At 40.2% G+C, this 21,633-nt stretch carries 15 protein-coding genes; 3 read left to right on the plus strand and 12 right to left on the minus strand.

What is annotated here, in order from left to right; genetic code table 11:
• Positions 1 to 214: 214 nt before the first annotated feature.
• From A9267_RS02800 to A9267_RS02845, 10 genes are all read right to left on the minus strand, one after another.
• Complete coding sequence (locus A9267_RS02800) at positions 215 to 853, minus strand: 2-dehydro-3-deoxy-6-phosphogalactonate aldolase (RefSeq protein ID WP_231919033.1); 639 nt, start codon at positions 851 to 853, stop codon at positions 215 to 217.
• Positions 853 to 1,887, minus strand: coding sequence for a 2-dehydro-3-deoxygalactonokinase (locus A9267_RS02805; RefSeq protein ID WP_065108159.1), 1,035 nt, complete (start codon positions 1,885 to 1,887; stop codon positions 853 to 855). The genes A9267_RS02800 and A9267_RS02805 overlap by 1 nt, the downstream gene beginning before the upstream one ends.
• Positions 1,888 to 1,908: 21 nt before the next feature.
• Positions 1,909 to 3,069, minus strand: a complete 1,161-nt coding sequence (locus A9267_RS02810; RefSeq protein ID WP_065108160.1) for a mandelate racemase/muconate lactonizing enzyme family protein — start codon at positions 3,067 to 3,069, stop codon at positions 1,909 to 1,911.
• Between the two features lie 22 nt (positions 3,070 to 3,091).
• Positions 3,092 to 4,516 (minus strand): aldehyde dehydrogenase family protein, encoded by a 1,425-nt coding sequence (locus tag A9267_RS02815; protein WP_065108161.1) that lies wholly within the window; start codon positions 4,514 to 4,516, stop codon positions 3,092 to 3,094.
• Positions 4,517 to 4,774: 258 nt separating this feature from the next.
• A complete protein-coding gene (locus tag A9267_RS02820) occupies positions 4,775 to 5,890 on the minus strand; it encodes an aldose epimerase family protein (RefSeq protein ID WP_065108162.1) in 1,116 nt (371 codons plus the stop codon).
• A gap of 9 nt (positions 5,891 to 5,899) precedes the next feature.
• A complete protein-coding gene (locus A9267_RS02825; protein ID WP_055024030.1) occupies positions 5,900 to 6,679 on the minus strand; it encodes an SDR family NAD(P)-dependent oxidoreductase in 780 nt (259 codons plus the stop codon).
• Positions 6,680 to 6,761: 82 nt separating this feature from the next.
• Complete coding sequence (locus A9267_RS02830; RefSeq protein ID WP_231919034.1) at positions 6,762 to 8,351, minus strand: MFS transporter; 1,590 nt, start codon at positions 8,349 to 8,351, stop codon at positions 6,762 to 6,764.
• Positions 8,352 to 8,642: 291 nt separating this feature from the next.
• Positions 8,643 to 9,509: an SMP-30/gluconolactonase/LRE family protein gene (locus A9267_RS02835; RefSeq protein WP_065108163.1), complete on the minus strand. Its 867-nt coding sequence runs from the start codon at positions 9,507 to 9,509 to the stop codon at positions 8,643 to 8,645.
• A 57-nt stretch (positions 9,510 to 9,566) separates the two neighbouring features.
• Complete coding sequence (locus tag A9267_RS02840; RefSeq protein ID WP_065108164.1) at positions 9,567 to 10,730, minus strand: mandelate racemase/muconate lactonizing enzyme family protein; 1,164 nt, start codon at positions 10,728 to 10,730, stop codon at positions 9,567 to 9,569.
• 34 nt (positions 10,731 to 10,764) lie between these two features.
• Positions 10,765 to 12,183, minus strand: a complete 1,419-nt coding sequence (locus A9267_RS02845; protein ID WP_065108165.1) for a sulfatase-like hydrolase/transferase — start codon at positions 12,181 to 12,183, stop codon at positions 10,765 to 10,767.
• Positions 12,184 to 12,951: 768 nt separating this feature from the next.
• Here A9267_RS02845 and A9267_RS02850 point away from each other — a divergent pair.
• From A9267_RS02850 to A9267_RS02860, 3 genes are all read left to right on the plus strand, one after another.
• A complete protein-coding gene (locus A9267_RS02850) occupies positions 12,952 to 15,498 on the plus strand; it encodes a TonB-dependent receptor (RefSeq protein WP_065108166.1) in 2,547 nt (848 codons plus the stop codon).
• Between the two features lie 612 nt (positions 15,499 to 16,110).
• Complete coding sequence (locus tag A9267_RS02855; RefSeq protein ID WP_055024035.1) at positions 16,111 to 16,584, plus strand: Lrp/AsnC family transcriptional regulator; 474 nt, start codon at positions 16,111 to 16,113, stop codon at positions 16,582 to 16,584.
• 260 nt (positions 16,585 to 16,844) lie between these two features.
• A complete protein-coding gene (locus A9267_RS02860) occupies positions 16,845 to 18,200 on the plus strand; it encodes a sodium-dependent transporter (protein WP_065108167.1) in 1,356 nt (451 codons plus the stop codon).
• Positions 18,201 to 18,273: 73 nt separating this feature from the next.
• On the opposite strand, the gene A9267_RS02865 is transcribed toward A9267_RS02860, so the two are convergent.
• Both A9267_RS02865 and A9267_RS02870 read right to left on the minus strand, forming a co-directional pair.
• The gene (locus tag A9267_RS02865; RefSeq protein WP_055024037.1) at positions 18,274 to 19,467 is read right to left on the minus strand and encodes a cation:proton antiporter; all 1,194 of its coding nucleotides are present in this window, start codon (positions 19,465 to 19,467) and stop codon (positions 18,274 to 18,276) included.
• Positions 19,468 to 19,702: 235 nt separating this feature from the next.
• Positions 19,703 to 21,598, minus strand: a complete 1,896-nt coding sequence (locus tag A9267_RS02870) for a CRTAC1 family protein (RefSeq protein WP_065108168.1) — start codon at positions 21,596 to 21,598, stop codon at positions 19,703 to 19,705.
• Positions 21,599 to 21,633: the final 35 nt, after the last annotated feature.

Below are 21,633 nucleotides of genomic sequence, written 5' to 3' on the forward strand. Positions count from 1 at the left end.
AACATAGTATGTTTAAAGTGTCAATTGAAAACAATCAACACCTTGGTCTTTATTCTATATTTTTAGCCATTTGTTATAGGTCATAAAAATTAATAGCGGTTAAGTAGCATAAAAAACTAAAAAAAATGCAGCCTTACGGCTGCTAAAGATACAGAAGTGAAATAGGAAACTAACAAGGTAAAATAAAAAGGTAATTAATTTAGCAATTTATTACTTAATGAATGTTAACGGCGGCTTGATACCCCTCAACATAAGACAATGCATTTTGCTTCGTTTGCTCAGCTGACATGCCCGCTTTGTATAACCCGCTACCTAAACCAAAACCACTGGCTCCAGCATCTAAAAACGCTTTCATTGTACTTGGGGATACGCCACCTACCGGTAAAATCGGCATCTCTTTTGGTAGCACAACTGACATCGCTTTTAACCCTTTAGGGCCAACTGTATCAGCAGGAAATAACTTTAAGGAATCTGCACCTGCATTAATTGCGGCGTAAGCTTCAGTCGGGTTCAAGAAACCAGGAACGCTATATAAAGACAGCTTTTTACTGTATTGAATAATGTCGATATCTGCATGAGGCGATATAATAATTCTCCCACCCGCCTCTTTGACTAAATCAACCTGCTCCTTCGATACTACCGTCCCTGCACCTATTACAACAGATTCACCATACTTTTCACTTAAGCGTTTGATGCTTTCATAAGGATTAGGAGAATTCAGTGGCACTTCAATTACACGATATCCTGCTGCTACAAGTACATCAGCTATAGCGATCACTTCTTCAGGAGTCACGCCACGTAAAATTGCCACTAAAGGTAATTCTTTTAATGCATCTGTTAATGAAATAGTCATTATCCTTTGTCCTTTGATGTTACAAGTTTTGCTTGTTTTGCGATATTTAACATGCCAACGGCAGACGCTTTCGAACTACTAACCGTCGTTGATAAATACCCCAATTCTTTTAATGCTTCGCTGTATAAATAATTAAGTTGTGAACCACCAATAAGATAAATATGTTCAAGATTAGGCGATGATGTCAGTACTGCATTGAGTTCTGCCCCAATGAGTACACCAGAAATATAACTTGTGACATCTGATTCAGTTAAGCGCTGTTCTAACCTTAATGTTCTTGCGCTAAATAAATGATGTAATAATCCACCTTCACGTTGACTGGTATGAACGCCTTGCAAGAAGCTCGCAATATCAAAAGCCATTTCGTTATTGGTGTTGGCTAGACCTTTACCTAAAATGCTATGTTCAACAATCAGGTTATAAACCTCACCAGTCATATGCGTCGATAAATCATCAATTACTGCGTCACCCGCATCACTTTTTGCCATTCTGATCCACTTTGAGTGTGTACCAGGTAAACAAAACACGAGTTTTTCAAGTTGTGCGTTATTTAATAAGCCTAACTCTTGCTCCAATAAAGCCACTGCGCCAAATGCCTGTACTTCTTCACCGCGCATGACATCGGGTTGTAAATGACTCGTCTGGCATTTTACTCCTGGCACAATGTGAATATTAAGTTGTGCTTGATTAGTGACTTTATGTAACTGTTCAGCCGCTTGCATGGCATCTGCTGGACAGCTGATATAACCTGCATCACACCAGCCTTGCGCACTGCCGACCATTCCGGCCATGAGTATTGGCAAGCGGCTTTTGGTATTTGAACTGTTTTCCGTTTTGCCTTGATCATTTATCCAAGGACTTATCTGTTGAAATAAGGTTGATTCGAATTGCTCTTTGTCTAAATTAAGCATGCCTTTTGCTGCACTTACTTCAGATAATATTTGACCCCGTTGATCCAATAAGAAGGATCTAAAGTTACTACTTCCCCAGTCAACCGCGATTAACGCAGGTTGAGACGATGATTTTTCTATCATGAGAATGTTCTCGATATGCTATTAAGAGACTTCGTAATGCTTAATAAAGTCAGGATCTGGCTCGACTCCGATCCCTGGACCTTGAGGTAAAGCAACACTTCCTTGATTTTCTTTAACTTGTTTAAGAATGTTTAATGGCTCTTTTAACAAGTCTTCACGAAATCTATTTGGCGTTGTGTCATATTCGAGCATAGGTTGAACGGGATGGGCTGCACCAGGCAAATCGGGTAAGGCAGCCAAAAGGTGTAAGTTTGTGCCTACCGCAATGGCAGAGCCCCAAACATGGTTAATCACTGGAATAAAATGTGCGTGCGCCATTGCGAGCACTTTTTGATACTCAGTAATGCCACCGAGTGCACAGACTTCTGGCTGTAATAAGTCTACGCAGCGATTTTCAATGAGATCTCTAAAGCCCCAACGAGTAAATTCAGCTTCGCCACCAGCAATAGTCATATCTAAGGCTTCACATAAATCGCGATATCCTTGTTTATCTTCTGGTGCGACAGGTTCTTCAAACCAATAAACGCCGAGGTTTTGTAACTCACGTCCTAATGGAATCGCTTCTCTTGCGGTGTAAGCATGATTAGCATCAACCATTAAACGCATGTCATCGCCAATGCCATTTCGTACCGCTTCGACTAATTTAATATCGCGCTCAGGGCTTAATCCAATTTTCATCTTGGTTGCGTTAAAGCCCATCGCTTTTATTCTCGCACTTTCATCAGTAAATCGAGCTTCCAGATCATCGTAACGCTGTAACATCATCCCATAACCATATGCAGGAATACGTTCTCTAAACGCACCGCCAAGTAGCTTATAAACGGGTTGATTGTGGAATTTTCCTGCAATGTCCCACAAGGCAATATCGACACCTGATAAGGATTGGATTGGCATCCCTTTCTGACCATGATCTCGCATCAAGTTATAGACTTTGTGCCAAATCACTTCTCTGTCTAATGGATCCATCCCCAAGATCATTGGTTGGATAACTTTCTCGACTATGGTTTTGTTTGCAAAAGCGATCCCGCCGCCACCAAAACATTCACCCCAACCTGTAATCCCAGCATCTGTTATAACCTCAACAAGGTGGGTTGTTCTTTGGGCGTAATATTGCTGTGAGTAACCCAATTCTTCTTCAAGATCGTATTGCAGTACGTGACTTTTTATTTCAATAATTTTCATGAGTAACTATCCTAGATACTGATTAAAGAGCACGTGAAATACGTTTGTAGCTAAGGTAATCGTCGAGCGCTAGCAACGAACAATCTACCCCAACTCCTGACTGTTTGATCCCAAAGTGTGGCAGATTAATCGCATATTTAATGCCGTTAACTTGCACTTCGGCAAACCTCAGTTCACTCGAAAAATGGGCAATTCTGGTTTCATCTTGGGTGAAAATATATGAGGTTAAGCCCGCATCAGTATCATTAGCATCAGCTAGCACAGCCTCATCGTTTGAGAAGGTTGAAATACAAATAACGGGACCGAAGATTTCTTCCTGATATATCGCCATCTTTGGTGTGACACCCGTTAAAATGGTCGGACTATAGTAGTAGCCAGTCTCTAATCCTTTTGGCTTTCCGCCACCTGTAAGTAGTGTTGCACCTTGTTTGATTGCATCCTTAACGAGATTATCAATGCGAATCCAAGAAGCCTCATCCATTAAAGGTCCCATATCGATGTCTGCATTTTTATCGAAGCCGACCTTAACGTTGCTTGCTTTAATCAGTAGCATGTCGATAAATTGTGCAACGATCGTTTCATCCACAAATACACGGTTTGGAGTTACACAAATTTGACCCGCATTACTGAATTTAACACCACTAATGACATCAGCAGCAGTATTTAAATCTGCATCTGCAAACACAATAGCGGGCGCATTACCACCTAGTTCCATTGAATATCGTTTGATTGATGTCGCACCGGTTCCAATAACATGTTTACCTACATTCGTTGAACCGATTAATGTTAAAAGTGCTGGAATAGTGGATGACGAAATAGCATCTCCGACTTTATGATCAGGACCCGATATGATGTTAACAACACCTGCAGGCAAACCAATTTGAGCGCAAAGTTCACCTACTGCATAAGCTGATAATGGTGTTTTTACCGATGGTTTAATGACAATGGGACAGCCTGCAGCCATCGCAGGACCTATTTTGTAAGCCAAATTAAGTAAAGGAAAGTTCCAAGCTAAAAAAGCGGCAGCAACCCCTAACGGTTCACGTCTTAACTCATGTGAATGGGTGCCCTCTTTGTCTTCGAGCGGCTCTTGCTCCATGGTTAACATCGCATCAGCATAAAACTCTAAACTATCGACTAACATTTGGAAATCATCTTTCGTTGATGACCAAGGCTTTGCCATTTCTAGCTGAATACAATCTCGTAAATGCTGCTCATTTTCTACTACCGCATCACGGAGTTTAAACATCCAATCAGTACGCTCTTTAATCGATGTTTTCGACCAAATCGGAAATGCATTTTGTGCTGCCACTAATGCTTGCTCAGCATGTGGAATATCTGCAGCGGCGATACTGCCTACAGGTTGCAATGTTGCTGGATTAACAACATCTGTCGTTACATTGCTTGTAACAAGCTCGCCACCGATATAAAGTTTTTTATAAAGCATTAGTACAGCTCCATTTGTATCATTCTAAAACATTACTCGTTGTTAACTGCTTGCCTAGTTAGCGCAAAGCTAAGTCACCTATTAATAGGTCTCATCACAAGTAAAAATTCACAACCACATAACATGATAACTATTTAAACATATGATGTTTAAAATAACAATCCTATCGGCAGAGATTCTCTTAAAATTGTTAAAAAAATGTTTTACCCTCGATATGGGTTTTAAAGCAAGATTGGTTAATAGCGTAAATTCAGACAGTTATTCAATAAAACAGCTAACACTCCAGCTGTGCTTGCCGCTCGAAGGAACCTGCGCATATTCATTTTTGGTAATAGCCTGTTGCAGTGAGTCATGCCCGCCTATACAGGGTTCCAGCCCAACAACATAGGCTGGCGCTAATGCACTTCCTGACCATCCTTGATAATTGAGCCAGAGCCCGACATGACTCACTTCATCGGAATAATACGAAAAGCCACAGCGCTGCACACCGTTATCACGAGTCAGTGCAACTGTGATCAAGTTATTTCGAGCATTGTTATTCATGGGCTTACTAAAGAGCTTTGATGCAAAATGGCTTTGTTTGTCCATTACGTAAGATAAACAACAATATTGAGAATATCGCTGATTATCGCAAGACTGACTCGCGAAGGGCTGATTTAAAGACTGAGCACCTGCTTTAAAGGTATGGTTTTCAATTAGGCTATCGATATTGGAAGGAGCGTAAGTGTATGGCCAATGAATTACTGACTCTGAATGATTAAAAAACCGATTAAAGCCATTATCTGTATAAAATTGTTTTATGTTGTCACTAAGTTGTATTTGCATGCCAGGTTGCGCAGCAAATATTGGATGCATTGACCACATATAAGGCAGTGGATTCAGACCAAGATTGACCAGTTGATAGTGAATAACAAATTCATGACTGTCTTTATGTAAAGTAATACTGCGAGTAAATTGATATGGCAGCTGCCTACCTTGGCAACATAAAGACAATGTCACAAAGTTATCTGTTTCGATGATTTTAGTAATCTTCCAAGGTAAGCACCATAGTTCACCGTGATCTGGCAGCGCTAAATCCTTATAACCTTCTGCTGAGTAAATCACTTGCTTAATACTTGGAAAACATTCATCCCAACCTCCCGTATCGAATCCATTAATAAAGGAGTCGCCATATTCTGGCACTGACATCTTGGAATAAGGTGACTGCTGCAACCATTCATATTGATTCGTTAACGACTTTAACGAGATAATCTTAGCCCCTAATTCAGGTACAATGCTCATAGATACACGTGCATTAGCTAAGGTAATCACTTCAACATTGGTTTCTTTCTTGCCTGATAAAGCCTTTACGAAAGAACGAGTCAGCGTCAACATCAATGATAATTAATCGTGATAAATAACAGAACGTCCACCGTCAACAACTAAGCTTTGGCCAGTCATAAAACTTGAATCGTCTGAGGCTAAAAATAATGCAGGCTTGGCAATTTCAGCTGTCGTGCCATTACGTTTCAATGGATGTACATCGCCCATTGCTTTACGTGAGCCTTGTGGGTCATCGGTATTATCCCATGACTTGAATGCCATAGGCGTCTCAATCATACCTGGACATAACGCATTTACGCGGATATTAAACTGGGCAAACTCAACCGCCATATTTCTTGTTAACCCGATAACGGCATGCTTTGTCACTGCGTAAGGAAAGTAACCCGGTACAATTTTAAAAGAATGAACCGAGCCCACATTGACTATGCTACCTCGTTGATGCTTTTTCATGTATGGGTACACGGCTTTACTGCAAAACCACATTCCATCTACATTAACTGAAAAACTTTTTTTCCACGCATCTACGCCCACAGCATCTATATCATTGCCTGGACTTATTAATGCAGCATTATTGATGAGTATACTTGGCTCACCTAACTCTGCGACTGTATGAGCAACCATGGCATTGACTAATGTTTCATCTGAGATATCCACGGCAAAAAAAGTGGCATCAAATCCTTGAGCAACAAGTTGACTTGCCACTTGCATACCTAGTGCTTCGTTCCTATCAGCAATACACACTTTAGCACCTTGCAGGCAAAACTCCTGTGCAATAGCAGCTCCAATACCATCTGCGCCGCCTGTAACAATCGCAACTTCACCTAATAAACGTTCAGACATAGTTATCTCTATTATTGTTTTGTGTTATTGATATTTCTTGTATGAGCCAGTTTTAGGATTAATGTAGCTCATTTCTTTGCCACTATTTTTCAGTGACCAAGTCACGTTCAATCGCTTCAATCGTTTTACCTTTTGTTTCTGGCAAGATTAACCACATTACAATGCAGCCAATAAACGCCACGCCACCATAATACAAAAACGTATTGGCAGCGCCCATATTTTCTAATTGCCACGGGAAAAACTGCTGAATACTCCAACTTGATATACTTTGCACTAATGCTGCGAAAGGTAAAGCGACACTCCGTACTCGACTAGAGAAAATTTCTGAGAATATGACCCACATGATCGGGCCAATTGACATGTTAAAAGCAGCTAGAAATGCAAATAAACCGAACAATACAAAAGCTGGATTAATATTAATTGATGCGTTAATCACAGCGCCACTCACTAACGGCAACTCTTTTTTGGTATATACACTCGCTAAGTCAGCTTTGAGTTCAACGTCTGTTTGGTAGTGTTTACCTAATAACGGTAACAATTTATCGGCATCAACTTGCTGCTCTGCAACCTTTTCAATCACAGGTTGGTTAATCACGTAGCTTGCATTATCAAAACCATACCAAATAGAGACATGGGCTAAGGTAATTAGCAACAAGCCAATCACGGTCAGCGCTTTTCGACCCAGTTTTTCAACGGTAAAAATAGCCACTAAGGTAAACAACACCGACACACTACCTAATACAATGGTCTGCAAAAAGGTGTTTTCTACACTCATGCCTATTTGTTCAAATACGGTAGGCGCATAAAATAGCACAGCATTCATACCCGTTGCCCCTTGAACCACCGCATAACACACGGCTATTAACACTAAAAACCGCATTGGCTTACTGAATAATAATTTAAGTTGCTGCATCACTGACTGGCTACTGTCTTGCTTAACAGTTTGTTTAATCTGAGCCATCAAAGGGGCAACTTCACCCTGCTCAGTAATTCTTTCAAAGACTGTTTGGGCTTCTTGATCACGTTGTTTACTGATTAACCACCGAGGAGACTCTGGGATGGTCAATAATAGTGAGAACCATATGATGTTAGGAATAATTTCGAAACCTAACATTAATCGCCAAATATTTTCATCTGTTAATGATTCAATGTTTCCAATTGATTTTACAAGGAAGTAATTAATAATAAATGCACAGAGGCTGCCTAAGGTAATTAATAACTGATTGACCGACACAAACTGACCACGCTGTTTAGCTGGCGCTATTTCGCCGATATACATGGCGGACACTGTGATGGAGGCAAAAGCAACCCCACCGATAAATCGGCCTACCACCAACATTTCATAACTTACTGCAAATGCCGATATAACTGTTGATAGTGAATACGTAAGCGAAATCCCAATCAGCACCTTTTTACGCCCAAAACGTTGACATAAACTGCCTGTAAAAAATAACGCTAGAATAACCCCAACAATCGCACAGCCCACAACATTGCCCGTTTGCAGACTGGTCAACTCAAATTGAGAACTCACATAACGAAGTGCGCCAGAAATGTTTGCAGCATCAAGTCCAAATACAAATCCACCGAAAGCGGCAATCATCGAAAATTTAATGGCTTGAATATGTTTATTCGTTTTTGTTATAGCGTTGTCTGCGGTTGATGTCTCTATCACGGTGAAATCCCCAGTTTTTTGCAGTCAGTTAACCTTGCTTATGTCTGGTAAATTCACTTGAGTTTCACCAAGGTACAATTTACTGATAAGAGGGTTTAGTTATAATTTATTAACAAGATTTAAACATATGATGTTTCAATAGGCAATATGTTTATGAGAATGTTAATAAAATTATTCCTGAGCTTAGAAAGTCCGGATTTACTCAGAGATGAAGGAATTCATCCAGGATGAGAATGACGAGATAAAAAAAACGGAGTCAGTGACTCCGTTCAATGAAAAAACAACAATAATCTAGGCAATGATCACAGCTGGCTCATATACGCCCTTGATCTGCTCAGAGACTAACAGTGTTGTGCCATGTTCATGCGGTAATACAGGCTCTTGTTCAAGTCCACATTGCGCTGTCGTCGTATATAGTTGATGGGCATTAGCGCCTCCGAAACCAGGACAAGTTGGCCGCAGAGTCCCCACATCAATGCGTGATAACTCTTCACCTGATGGTGAAATACACACCACACAAGCGCCATCCCATAGTGCTATCCACACATTGCCACTTGCATCAACAACAGCCCCGTCGGGTGAAAATTTTGTTGAAGAAAAATCTGCAAATAACGTCGGCTTAACGCCCGCTAGCGGTGCACCATTTTCAGGGTCTAGTTCAAGACTAAACATTTTCTGCGACTGTGAATCTGCGTAATATGCTCGGCAACGAGACTTATCAAAGCACATCCCATTAGGAATAGTCAGTTCTGAAATATATTGAGTCAGATCACCTTGATAGTAACGATAAAAACTGCCTTTATTGAGGGTTGCCTCGTTATCCATGGTGCCGATCCAAAAGCCGCCCCAAGGATCTGCCCTTCCATCATTACTGCGATTCGTTGTTAATGTATGTTCTACATTAATAATTAACACTGTTTTTTGAGTTAATAAGTGAAATTGATATAAGCCTGTTTCTGTGGCAATTAATAAATGGGCTTCATCAATCCAGCCAATGGCCGTGGCCATTTCGGCTAACTGATATTCCACAGTTTGTGTAGCACTCTTGCCTCTGATTAATTTATTGGGAAAATCAACCCAATAAAGCGTTTGCGTAAGTGGATGCCACAACGGGCTTTCACCAACATAGTTAATTCTTGCATCAAAAAGCTTACTCATAACATCCCTTGTAACACATGCTGTTATTTTGCAACATTCAATCAGTCCCTAGTCAAACTACCAATTGGTATGTGAGCCATCACGTTTGCTTAAATGCGGCGCTTCAACTTCAATCGGCGTCGCTTTTCTAAACGCGGCTTCATTCACTTCGACACCTAAGCCGGGTAATTCAGGTACCGTAAATTGAGGGCCAGATAAAGTATGCTGCACAGGAAATAGTGCCTTATCATGGGCTCCAAATGGGCTGAATGGCCCTTGATGGGTTTCCATTAAACTAAAGTTAGGTAAAGCTGCTGCAAAATGGTTGGTTGCTGCAGTACAAACTGGCCCTAGGGGGTTATGAGGCATGACATCAATATAATGCGCTTCTGCCCAGCCTGAAACTTTCATCGCCTCAGTGAGACCACCAATATTACACACATCCACACGCAAATATTGCGTCAAACCTTGCTCAATATAAGGCTTGGCGGCCCATTTAGAGCTAAATTCTTCGCCGATAGCAAATGGAATGTTTGTCATGGTTCTTAAAGTTTTGTAGGCATCAGGTGATTCATGACGGATAGGCTCTTCAATAAAATCTAAGGTGTCTGGGGCTAAACGCTGACAAAAAGAGGCGGTTTCAGCCACACTCAACCTATGATGATAATCAATACCTAAGGTAATATCCGGCCCCAGTATTTTACGTAAGTCATTTAAACAGCGAGCTGTGCGAGTGATAGACTCTTGTGGTTCAAAGTAAACTGGATCATCAAAACGACTCGGTATCACTCGAATGGTCGTCCAACCTAACTCAGCTAAGGCCAAAGCCTCTTTGGCAAGCTCGTCAAGTTTATCGGGGTCAGCCTCTGTGTAACAGCATGCAAAACAAGGAATAGTGTCACGCTGTTTACCACCGAGTAATTGAAATACAGGTACATTTAACTTTTTACCCAGTATGTCATACAAGGCGATATCAATTGCAGAGATGGCAGCGGTGACAACACGGCCACCTTCGAAGTAATGGCTGCGGTATAATTCTTGCCAAATACGGCCAATTTGTCGTGCGTCCTTACCTTTAAGGAAAGACGCAAAGTGTTTAACAGCTCCCATCACTGCATATTCACGATTGGATAAACCTGATTCGCCCCACCCAACGATGCCGCATTCAGTCACGACTTTAACAAGTAACTGATTTCTTGCGCCAACGCAGCCCAACAAGGCTTCTACTGATTCAATTTTCATTTGTATTCACCGGCTTATTATTTTGTTTTTATACTTATTGAGTTGCAGGCTCACGATATTTATCCATTCTGTCTAAATCGTATTTTTCAAACTTACGCTTTAATAACCATCTTGGGCGTTCAAGCGTTAACTCCCAATCGAATAATGACTTAAACATTGCTCTCACACGCTCTGGGTGTTTCGCTGCTAGATCGTGTTGCTCGCCTGTGTCAGATGCTAGATTGTATAACTCTGCAGGTCTATCTGGATAACGAATAAGTTTCCAGTCTTCGTCACGGATAACGGCTCTGGTTTCCTTTTTCCAGTACATGACTGGATGTGGTCGTGAAGTATTTTCACCATTAATGTACGGAACTAAATCCACACCATCTGTATCAGTAACAGTATCTAAACCACCCGCCGCAGCGACAAAAGTAGGCAGTAAGTCGATTGTGCTTACAGGATAAGTATAACGCTGATTTTCTTTAATTTTCGCAGGCCAACTCATAATAAATGGCACACGGATACCGCCTTCTAAGTGATTTGATTTTGTGCCAGCTAAAGGGGCATTGTTTGATGCATTCTTATCTGATGGCCCACCATTATCATTCGTGAAAACAACAATAGTGTTATCAGTTAAATTCAATGCATCTAGTTTGTCCATGACGACACCTGTTGCACGATCCATTGCTAATGTCATAGCAGCGAGTTCTTGATGTTTTCCTGTTAAATGAGGAAATTGCTTTAAATCTTCAGGCTTTGACTCAAGTGGAGTGTGCACAGCATTAAATGCTAGGTAAATAAAGAAAGGATCAGATTGGTTTCTTTCGATGAAGTCAGCCGCGGCATCACCCAAAATATCAGTTAAGTAACCTTCTCGTTCTTCAAAGTTACCCATGCCCTTTTCAAGTTGTTTATCGTACATAATGTCATTGATATCACTATGTGTAGTGTCAGGGTAAGGAAAATAACTGCGGTCGCCACCTCTGAAACCTAAAAACTCATCAAAACCACGATTTAATGGATGAAATCTATCTGCACTACCAAGATGCCATTTACCAAACACAGCGGTTTTATAACCTTGCTTTTTAAGATAATCAGCCATGGTTAATTGATCTAGTGGTAACCCCATTTCAGTACCATCTAAAGCCGAGTTATCACTCATAAAGCCAGGCACATTGATTTCTTCATAACCAAATCGTTGTTGATACTTACCTGTCATAAGCCCAGCTCTTGAAGGGCCGCAAGTTGCATCGCTGACATAACCTTGCTCAAAAATAACCCCTTGCTGTGCAATATCATCCAAATGTGGCGTTTGCATAACCTTACTGCCCTGAAAACCAAAGTCTCCATAACCTGCATCATCGGCAAAGATTAAAATGATATTAGGTTGTTCAGTGACTTCTTCGGCAAAGGTATTAAAAGACAAGGTACTCGATAACAATACCAGACTGCCTATTATTGATGCTTTCATTTAGAAAATACTCCATTTCATATACACGATGATTTACAACTTCATGCTGACAATCGTGACTTACAAGCTAAGGTCTTTACGCCATAAACACTAATAAGGACTAATTACATGCCCAGCGACTATATAAAACATGCTTAGGAAACATGACATTAATACCGACATCACTGTTAAAGGATTGGCGACCTCATATACTCAGCCAAGCCGCAACATATTGTTAACCTACCTTAAATCAACACTAAAACATAGCAATTTAACAAACATATGATGTTTGTATTTATAAACAATGTTTTTGAGGTTAGCCAACAACTAGCAATATTGAACAACAGTAAATCGATTTCGCATGATGATGAAAAGTAACGTTAATCATTGAGCTTACTGTAAAAAGACATCAACAACCTGTCCTAAATTCTATCTCTTTTATTGATAAACCATCCTTTTTGAAACCTTTGCTTTTGGTTCTTATCACCACAATAAATTGATTTTTTTATTTACAAAAATACCACAAGCAAGGACAATTTCACCAATAAATAACAGAAAATCAATGCGATAGACCGTGAAAATAACAAAAGTTTAACATGTTGCACATTTAAACATCATATGTTTAAATACTTCATATGAACTGTATTACCTGTTTTTTATACATATACCAACAAGCAGGTTTTAATACATCGTGAACAGTTAGTCGTCGTTTACTCGGTTCATTTTGTATGGGGGGGGAAGTCACATTCCCGCAATGAGACATAAATAATAAATACACGGAGTAAGAAAATGCCGAAATATAGTAAATTGCACAAAGCAATATTGCTGGCTGGTTGTTCTTTTGCAGCCACATCAAGCAATCTATATGCGCAGGATGGAACGGATAATGCTGAACAGGCCGCTTCAACAAAAGATATTGAAGTCATCATGGTCAGCGCGCAAAAGCGTGAGCAAGCATTAAAAGATGTTCCTGTTTCTATTGAAGTACTCGATGGCGACTTAGTTCAAGAGTTAGGCGTACAAAATGGCTTTGATCTTGTTAAATACCTACCAGGTTTTGGTATTGATGAAAGCAGTGAAATCCGAACAACTACACTAAAATCACGTGGTATTGGAACATTCACTAACTCTATTGGTTTGCAATCATCAAATTTAGTAGTCATTGATGGTGAAGTTTTACCTCGACAGTCAATGCTTAACCTTGCGGTCGCCGATGTCGAACGTGTTGAAGCTTTACGTGGTCCACAAGGTACCCTATTCGGCCAAAATACCTCGACGGGTATGCTGCATTATGTCACCAAAAAACCAAACTTAAATGCTGTTGGCGGCAATATCCGAACTGAAGTCACTCAAGATAACGGTATTGATGTTAGTGGTGTAGTAAATGTACCGATCGGTGATAATTGGGCATTCAGAATGAATGCACAATGGAGTGAAGTTGATGGTTGGATCGACAATACCATGCCAGGTCATGAAGACTACAAAATCGGTGAACAAGATAAATCAGGACTTCGTGGTCAACTGTTATATGACGACGGCGAAGACTTTAATATTTTATTCCGTGCAGAATATGCTGAAACAGATACCAACTGTTGTTCTATGACTCAAATTGGACCTGTAAACCCAGATTACGGGCCAAGACCTATTATTAACGTGAAAGATGACGGTACTATCGAAGGGACAACCTACAACCGTATTAATTCATCTAAATCATTTGATGATGTTGGAAAACCAGTTACTGCACGTAACCCAGAAGCGAACTATGGTTCTACTGAAAATTTAGGTTTTTCTATCGCAGCTGACTATTATCTGAATGACGATCTTACCTTATCGTATAACGGTAGCTACCGTGATTTTGACTTATATAATAGCTCTGGATTCTTCACTCTAAACTTCCCATTAGAGCGCTCAGCCTTTGGTGGTAATGAATCTGTCGATGTGAGCCAACACGAAATACGCTTAAGCTCTTTTGATAATGAAAAGTTTGATTGGATTGTCGGTTTGTTCTACCACAATACTGAAGGTCAACGTTCTGAAAACCGTGATGGCTGTATTGCAGGTAACTTCGGTTTTATTAACGGTGGAGAGTTATCTGGTTGTTATGACCGTCAATCTACCCGTAACTTCTTAAGTATGTATGAAGGCCAAGTATTCGATGAAAGCATGATGGCTGACTTAACCCCAGGGCGTTTATTATCTGGTGGTAACTTCACAACGAATTTCGAAAACTACGCAATTTTTGGTCAATTTGAATATCAAATTACTGACCAGCTTGATGCAACTTTTGGTTTCCGTGCATTACATGAAAACGGTGAAGCAACATTCGAGCGTACAGACTTGTTCACTCCTGCTGATGGTATCGGAATGGATACATACGCCGATGTATTAGCCATGTCGCAAACTGACCCATCATTAATTAAACGTCAAACTGAAAAAACAACGTTTTCTGATTCAGATGATGCCTTTATCTATAAAGCAGTTATCGGCTACGACTTTACTCGCTCTATCCGAGGTTACGTCAACTATTCGACTGGTTACAAAGGTGCATCTTACTTTGTAACAACGAATACGAATCCAGCTGATGCCGATCAATTCCCAACTAAACCCGAACAATCTACCAACTTTGAAGTTGGTTTACGTTCAGGCTTCTTCGATAATGATGTGTTATTTAACATCACCTACTTTGATATGACTGTTGAAGACTATCAAGTTCGTGCAACACGTGTTATTGACGAAGAAAACGGCGTTGTGTTTGCAGGTTATGTTAATGCGAATGAAGCACGCTCTACTGGTTTTGAAGCCGATGCTATTGTCGATATCACCGAAGATCTTCGTTGGACAGCAAGTTACGCTATCTTTGATGCACGTTATGAAGACTTTTCTGATACGCCAATCAACTGTCCTGCTGGTGACGGTGGAGAGTTAGCAGATCGTTGTACTACTGATCCAGTAACAGGTTTACAACGCTTCGATCAAACCGGTCTTTCATTCCCGAATAATGCCGAGCAGCAATTGTTCAGTACGCTTAAATACTCTACCGAGTTCGGTAATACTGGTTGGAACGGGAGCTTACAAGCTAACTGGCGTTATAACGGTGCACATACTCAATCAATTAATGAATTAGCACTAAACCAAAGTGCTAACCCATCATCAAGTATTTGGGATCTGTACTTTAACTTTGGCCAAGAGAATTTACGTTTCAGTTTATACGTGAAAAACTTATTTGACCAAGCTTACACTACACGTCAAAACACCAACCAAGAAGGTTACGGTCAAGGGTTCTACCCACGTGATTGGAATCGCTTTTATGGTGGCAGTGTTCAGTATATTTTCTAAGTTGACACTGATTTAACTAAAGTCACATTTGCTACATAGCTAACTTTGTGGAGGCTGCCCCAACAGCCTCCAAATAATAAGGTTACATTCCTTATTAAAGGGGCCAGCTAAATGATGACAACTGAGTTATTTAACCGCTGTATTTAAGCAATCGACAATGTATTTTGCATTCCTTTCTGCAACTTTCGTTGTCGATTTTTCTTTAAATATCATAATGTAATTTTAATATTCAACCTTCTGGTGTATTACCTTCATTAAGACTTGTATTTATTCTTTACCGTCTTAAATTAATAGGTTTTACTCGATAGCWTCACGTTATTGTTTGCCAGTATGGGGATCACTCGGTATCCGCCCTTCTGTTCAGTTTTAACGAATAAGCATGTAAGCTTTCTGAGCGACTCCCCGCGTAAAGTCAGCTTCATGCTTATTGGTTACTGGTTCGGTTTTAATTATTGAAAAACCGAGTTAATGAGTCACAGTATTTACTGGCTAAATTCAGTTAATTACAATGAGTCCTAACCCGCTTATAATTAACCTTTACTAGTTTTAATGAACATGACGTTTTCACATTAACCCATGCTGTTATTTCTTAACGAGAGTGCTGAATAGACTATGACCAACTTAGTATTAGATCCCACAGATTTTGCCATATTATCGTTATTACAAACCCATGGCAGGCTCTCAAATCAAGATCTAGCTGCAAAGGTTAATTTGTCACCTTCTCCTTGCTCAAGGCGAGTTAAATCTCTTGAAGAGGCGGGTTATATCAATGGTTATGCAACATTACTCAATCCTGAACAATTTAACCTAAAACTCACCGTTTATATCCAAGTCAGACTTGCCAAACATGCGAGTGACGTATTAAACGCATTTGAGTTATTCATTAGTGAGTATGATGAAGTGCAAGAATGCTGTCTGATCACGGGCAGTGAGGCTGACTATCAACTCAAAGTCTTAGTTAAGGATATGGAAGATTATAAAGAGTTCTTACTTAATAAGTTGACCACAAACCCGCATATTGTGGGTATTCAATCCAGTTTTGTACTCAAAAAAGTAAAAAGTACCACTGCAATTCCTATGGGTTGACCCTGCCCTTTGTGAAGTAACTCTCACTTTGCCTAAGTCACTTAACTCAAATTAAATTGCGTCAGTTAACGCAATTGATAAAAACATAACAACAAATTGCTAGGGTTAGCCAAATAAAAGAATTTTATTTCAAAAAATAGAATCTAAACATATCATTTATTGCTCGTTAACTTATCGACCAAGCTATTTTATTCATTGACCCATTATTGATTTTCACTATGATGCGCTCTCTTTTTTAACATATAGAGTTAAGCGTAAGCATGAGCGTGAATACAAGCGGACAATTTAGTTCAAGAATCGGTTTTATTATGGCTGCAGCAGGTTCAGCTGTAGGAGTTGGCAATATCTGGGGGTTTCCAACACAAGCGGCGACCTACGGCGGTGGTGCATTTTTGTTAGTTTACGCGTTACTGATCGTATTGCTGGGTTACCCGATGTTGATGGCGGAATTAATGGTCGGTCGTCATGGTCAAACTAACCCAGCTGATGCAATGGCAACACTTGGCTCAAATGCCCTTTCAAGAAAAATAGGTAAAGCCATTGGCTTTGTTTCCATCATTACCGCTACGCTCATTTGTACTTTTTACAGTATTTTATCTGGTTGGTTTGTTAGTTTTGCATTAGCCCCCGTTGCAGAACTCACTCAACAGCAATCACTTTCTGCTTGGCTCACCGAATTTTCAGTATCACGTAATTTAGTGTTCACATTAGTGTTTATTGCATTAGTTATCTTAGTCATCAGACAAGGTGTACAACAGGGTATTGAACGCTGGTCAAAAAGATTAATGCCACTACTGTTAATCATGCTTATTGCTGGTGCAATGTATATCTTGAGTCAGCCTGGTGCAATTGAGGGATTAAAAGCCTTATTGGTACCCGATTTTACTATGGTATTTCATACTGCTGTTTTGGTTAGCGCACTAGGACAAACCTTTTTTTCATTATCTGTGGGTACGGGTGCGATGATGGTTTATGGCGCTTATTTAAATAAACAAGAAAATTTAGCCAAGCTTACTGCATACGTGACTCTCACGGACACCTCAGTAGCATTTCTGGCCGCGCTGATGATTATTCCAGCAATGTATGTCGCACAACATAATGGGGTTCAAATATTTGCAGAAAACGGCACTTTACTTAATTCTGATACATTAGTGTTCACAGTATTACCGGCATTATTCGACTCAATTGGCGGGTATAGTCAATATATACTGGCTATTATATTCTTCGCCTTAATGACCATAGCAGGCTTAACGTCAGCGATATCTATTGTTGAAGTACCTACCAGTTACATAGTAGAAAAAACCACTATCAGCCGAAATAAGGCGACATTATTGGTCGGCGGGGTTATTGCAATCCTTGCCTCATTAATCGTGTTTAACTTTTCTAGTTTATTTGGTTTTATTATTACCATGACAACTGAAAGAGCTCAGCCATTAATTGCTTTGGGTATTGCGGTATTTGTTGGCTGGGTATGGCATAGAAATGATTTATTAAAAGATATTGCTAATCAAGAAGGCGTAGATGCGGATAGCTTGTTCTGGCGAGTATGGCCTGTATACGTCAAATTTATTTGTCCACTGCTCATTATCGTTATCATTATGCAGCTAGTTAACTAACGCAATCATTCGCGGCATAGGCATCAGTCTCAGATTTACATGCAGACTCATGTCTATGCCGCTTTGTCTTGGCCTAATTCACTCGGCTGCTTATCCATTTCGATAATGGTTTTGCCGTCATACCGTGTAAAATTAAACTAATAAACACAGTACAGATTACTGTCATTGCCATGAACTCTCCGCCCGGTAAATCTCGCTCGAGCATGATGACAACAAACACGATTGATGCAAGCCCTCTAGGACCAAACCAGCCTAAGAATAACCGTGACGCCACGTTTTCCCCTTTAAGGCCTAGGGATAAGAATATTGGCAACATTCGCACTACCGTTAAGCTTAGCAACGCATAAATCAACATAGTCCAGGTAAACGCTTCAAACGCACGACTGATAATCACCGCCCCAAAGAGCATCCAAGTTAGTAGCGCTAAAATCTCGCCAATGCCTTCAGTAGGCAATATCATTTTATGTTTGTGTTCTTTCATTAAGTAGCCAAATAATAATCCGCCCGAAAACGCTGCGATATAACCACTTCCCTCTAATGATTGCGCAATAGCAAAACAACAAAGCGCTAAGCTAAGAACAATATTTTGGCTCCAAATTTCAGTAATCCAATTTTTGCTATAACAGTAATGAATCAGTTTACTGGCCAAATAACTTGCAGATAACCCAACGATTAAGCCAATACCTAGTTCTTCTAATAAAAACTCAAATGCAATATGGGTCACTTGCCCTTCTACAACGCTGCCCGCTGCTAACGCAAGAAATACGAACAGAATAGGCACACATATGCCGTCGTTAAGGCCACTTTCAATATTTAAGCCTTCACGCAACTTTGATGGCACTATTGGGCTCGTCACTACGGCTTTACCTAACGCAGCATCTGTCGCTGCCAGCATAGTCGCAAGGGCTGCCACTTCGTAAACACTCAAATTAGGAAATAATAAGTATCCAACAGCAAAGCCCATTAAAATAGCACCAGGTAACCCGTAAAGCAGCATTCTTGATGGAATCGCAATATGGCGCTTTAAAATGGATAAATTACTGTTTGACGCATCACAAAATAACACGACTGCTAAGGTTAAATCTGCGAATACTCTCATGCCTGAACCATCAACGCTTTTGCCTAACCAGCCAAGCATCTCAGGCCCTAATACAAAACCAACAACCACAAACACCATAGGCCCGGAAATCATCGAGTTTTCGACTCGGCCAGCGATTAAACAATAACTGAAAGCAAAAATAGTTAAAATTGCTAACTCTTCGTACATAACTCAATCTCCATATTGAGGTCATTAAGGCAAAAAGTCCGAGGCTTAAGCCAATCAATATTGTGTTTATTACCATTGAATACTGCGTCGCAATCATATAAGCCATAACTTCTTAGATTGAAAAACAGTGACTTATATCATCCTAAGCTATGATGATTATTTCACCAACCCTTATTACCAATAAAAACGCCCCGATATTATCGAGGCGTTGTTAACTTAGTCGTATTGATAAGGTTTAGTTGACGACATTGATTTGATTCAGGTTGATATTGGTTTGTTTTAGATTTTCACCATTAGTCCATTTAACATGAGCAGAATCCACTTTTTCACAACTGCCTAGACCAAAGTGTAAATGCTTATTATAAGACTGAGTATACGGCGCTCCTGTTGCACCAACTTTACGTGAAAGAGTTTGGCCACATGCCTTCAATAACACCACAGCTCCCATAGCTGTGGCATCGTTTGATGGCGAATTGCCAATGTCTAGCACAACATAATTGGTATTGTCTTTTGTTAGCGACTCATTTTTAAATAGGTGCCATTGACCCCGTTCATTAGCATAAATGATATCGACAAAACCATCCTTGTTATAATCAAAGCTATCACTGCCAGCACCTAGCGCGCCTAATTCTTTCGAGACGACTCCATGCCCTTTTGCAAGGGTAAACTGTCCTTGACCATTATTGAGCCATAACAATTGACTTGTTTCAGTTGATAAATCACCTTGTTTTATGACTAATAAATCTTGATGTCCCGAATTAGTGAAATCGGCAACGGTCACACTTGAAGTATGCTCGTTGATCGCTAAGTTAGCTTTTTGAGTCACATCAACAAAACGTCCGTGTTTATTTTCTAATAGTAAATCAGTCGGTGCACTAGGTTGCACATTCGCATCATACTGTTTTACCCCTTTTATAACACCAGTGGTCGGCGAAAATGTATTACCAGCAATACGCCAAGTGTCATTGCCTATATATCCGACATACATGCCTTTATTAGGCAGTTTATCGGGCCAACCTAAGGCATTACTGCTAACAAGTTTGACATTTTGGCCACGATGACGCTCACCTTCAAATTGATATTTATAAGTGCCTTCACCCACAAAAATATCTTGGCTTGGATAAGGTGATTGATAATTTTCTAACTCGAAAATGTCGCCAATGACCAAGTCTTTAAACCGAAATTTGCCACGTTTTGTATAAAACGCAAAAGTGTTAGATTTTTCATCGAAAAAGGTGTCACCCGCTTCTAATGGCCTTGCTCTTGTCAGGTATAAATCAACGTCGCCATCATTGTCATAATCTATTTCAGCAATGCCAGTAACATGCCTAATATCCTGTTCAAATAACGTATCGGTGACATCTTGGTATTGATAATCCCCTGTGCCTTTAAGGGCAATCAGCCTGTTATGACCATAAATTAATAAGTCATCTATCTGATCTTGATTAAAGTCCGTGATAAGTACCTTTTGTCCATCTTGATAGGTTTGAGGCAAATTTGTCACATGTACAATATTGCCTTTACCGTCATTTTTGTAGACAAAGTTTTCAGAATCGCTTTTAGGCTTAGGCCCTTTTGCTCGTGAAGGAAAACCCATTAAGAGCAGGTCTAGGTCGCCATTATTATTAGCATCAAAAAACTTACTGGTTCGGCCTCGTAAATTTTGTAGCGGTGGTTTAAATTCATTTCCCTCGATGATTTCACGGCCATTAAAATGGTAAAGCTTTGCATTGCGAGCATTAGAACCCGAGCCACCGCCACGTGAAATGAGTACGTCTAATTTGCCATCATTGTTGTAGTCACTTACACCAATACCATGCATATCACCGACAATCAGATCATAACCTTTGTCGTAAACGCCATTATTGTTCCAATATAGTTTGACGCTATATCCATGATCAGTCAGTAATAAATCCTGAAAGCCATCTTGATCAAAATCGGCAATGACTGGGTTATCCCATTTACGGCGATTCACTTTCTCAAGTTTGATGTCTTCATGAGTGTCGCTAAATGACACCAAAGGCTTCACATTATCGATGTTATTATTATCGTGGGTGGATTGACAGCCGCCTATAGCCATCATAACGGCAAGGCTAACAAGTGAAAGCGATCGCTTTGATAAATTATGCATTTGAACATCCTGCTGCAATGCATCACCGTAAGGGC

Source organism: Shewanella sp. UCD-FRSSP16_17 (assembly GCF_001675935.1).
In the GTDB taxonomy this organism is placed as follows: domain Bacteria; phylum Pseudomonadota; class Gammaproteobacteria; order Enterobacterales; family Shewanellaceae; genus Shewanella; species Shewanella japonica.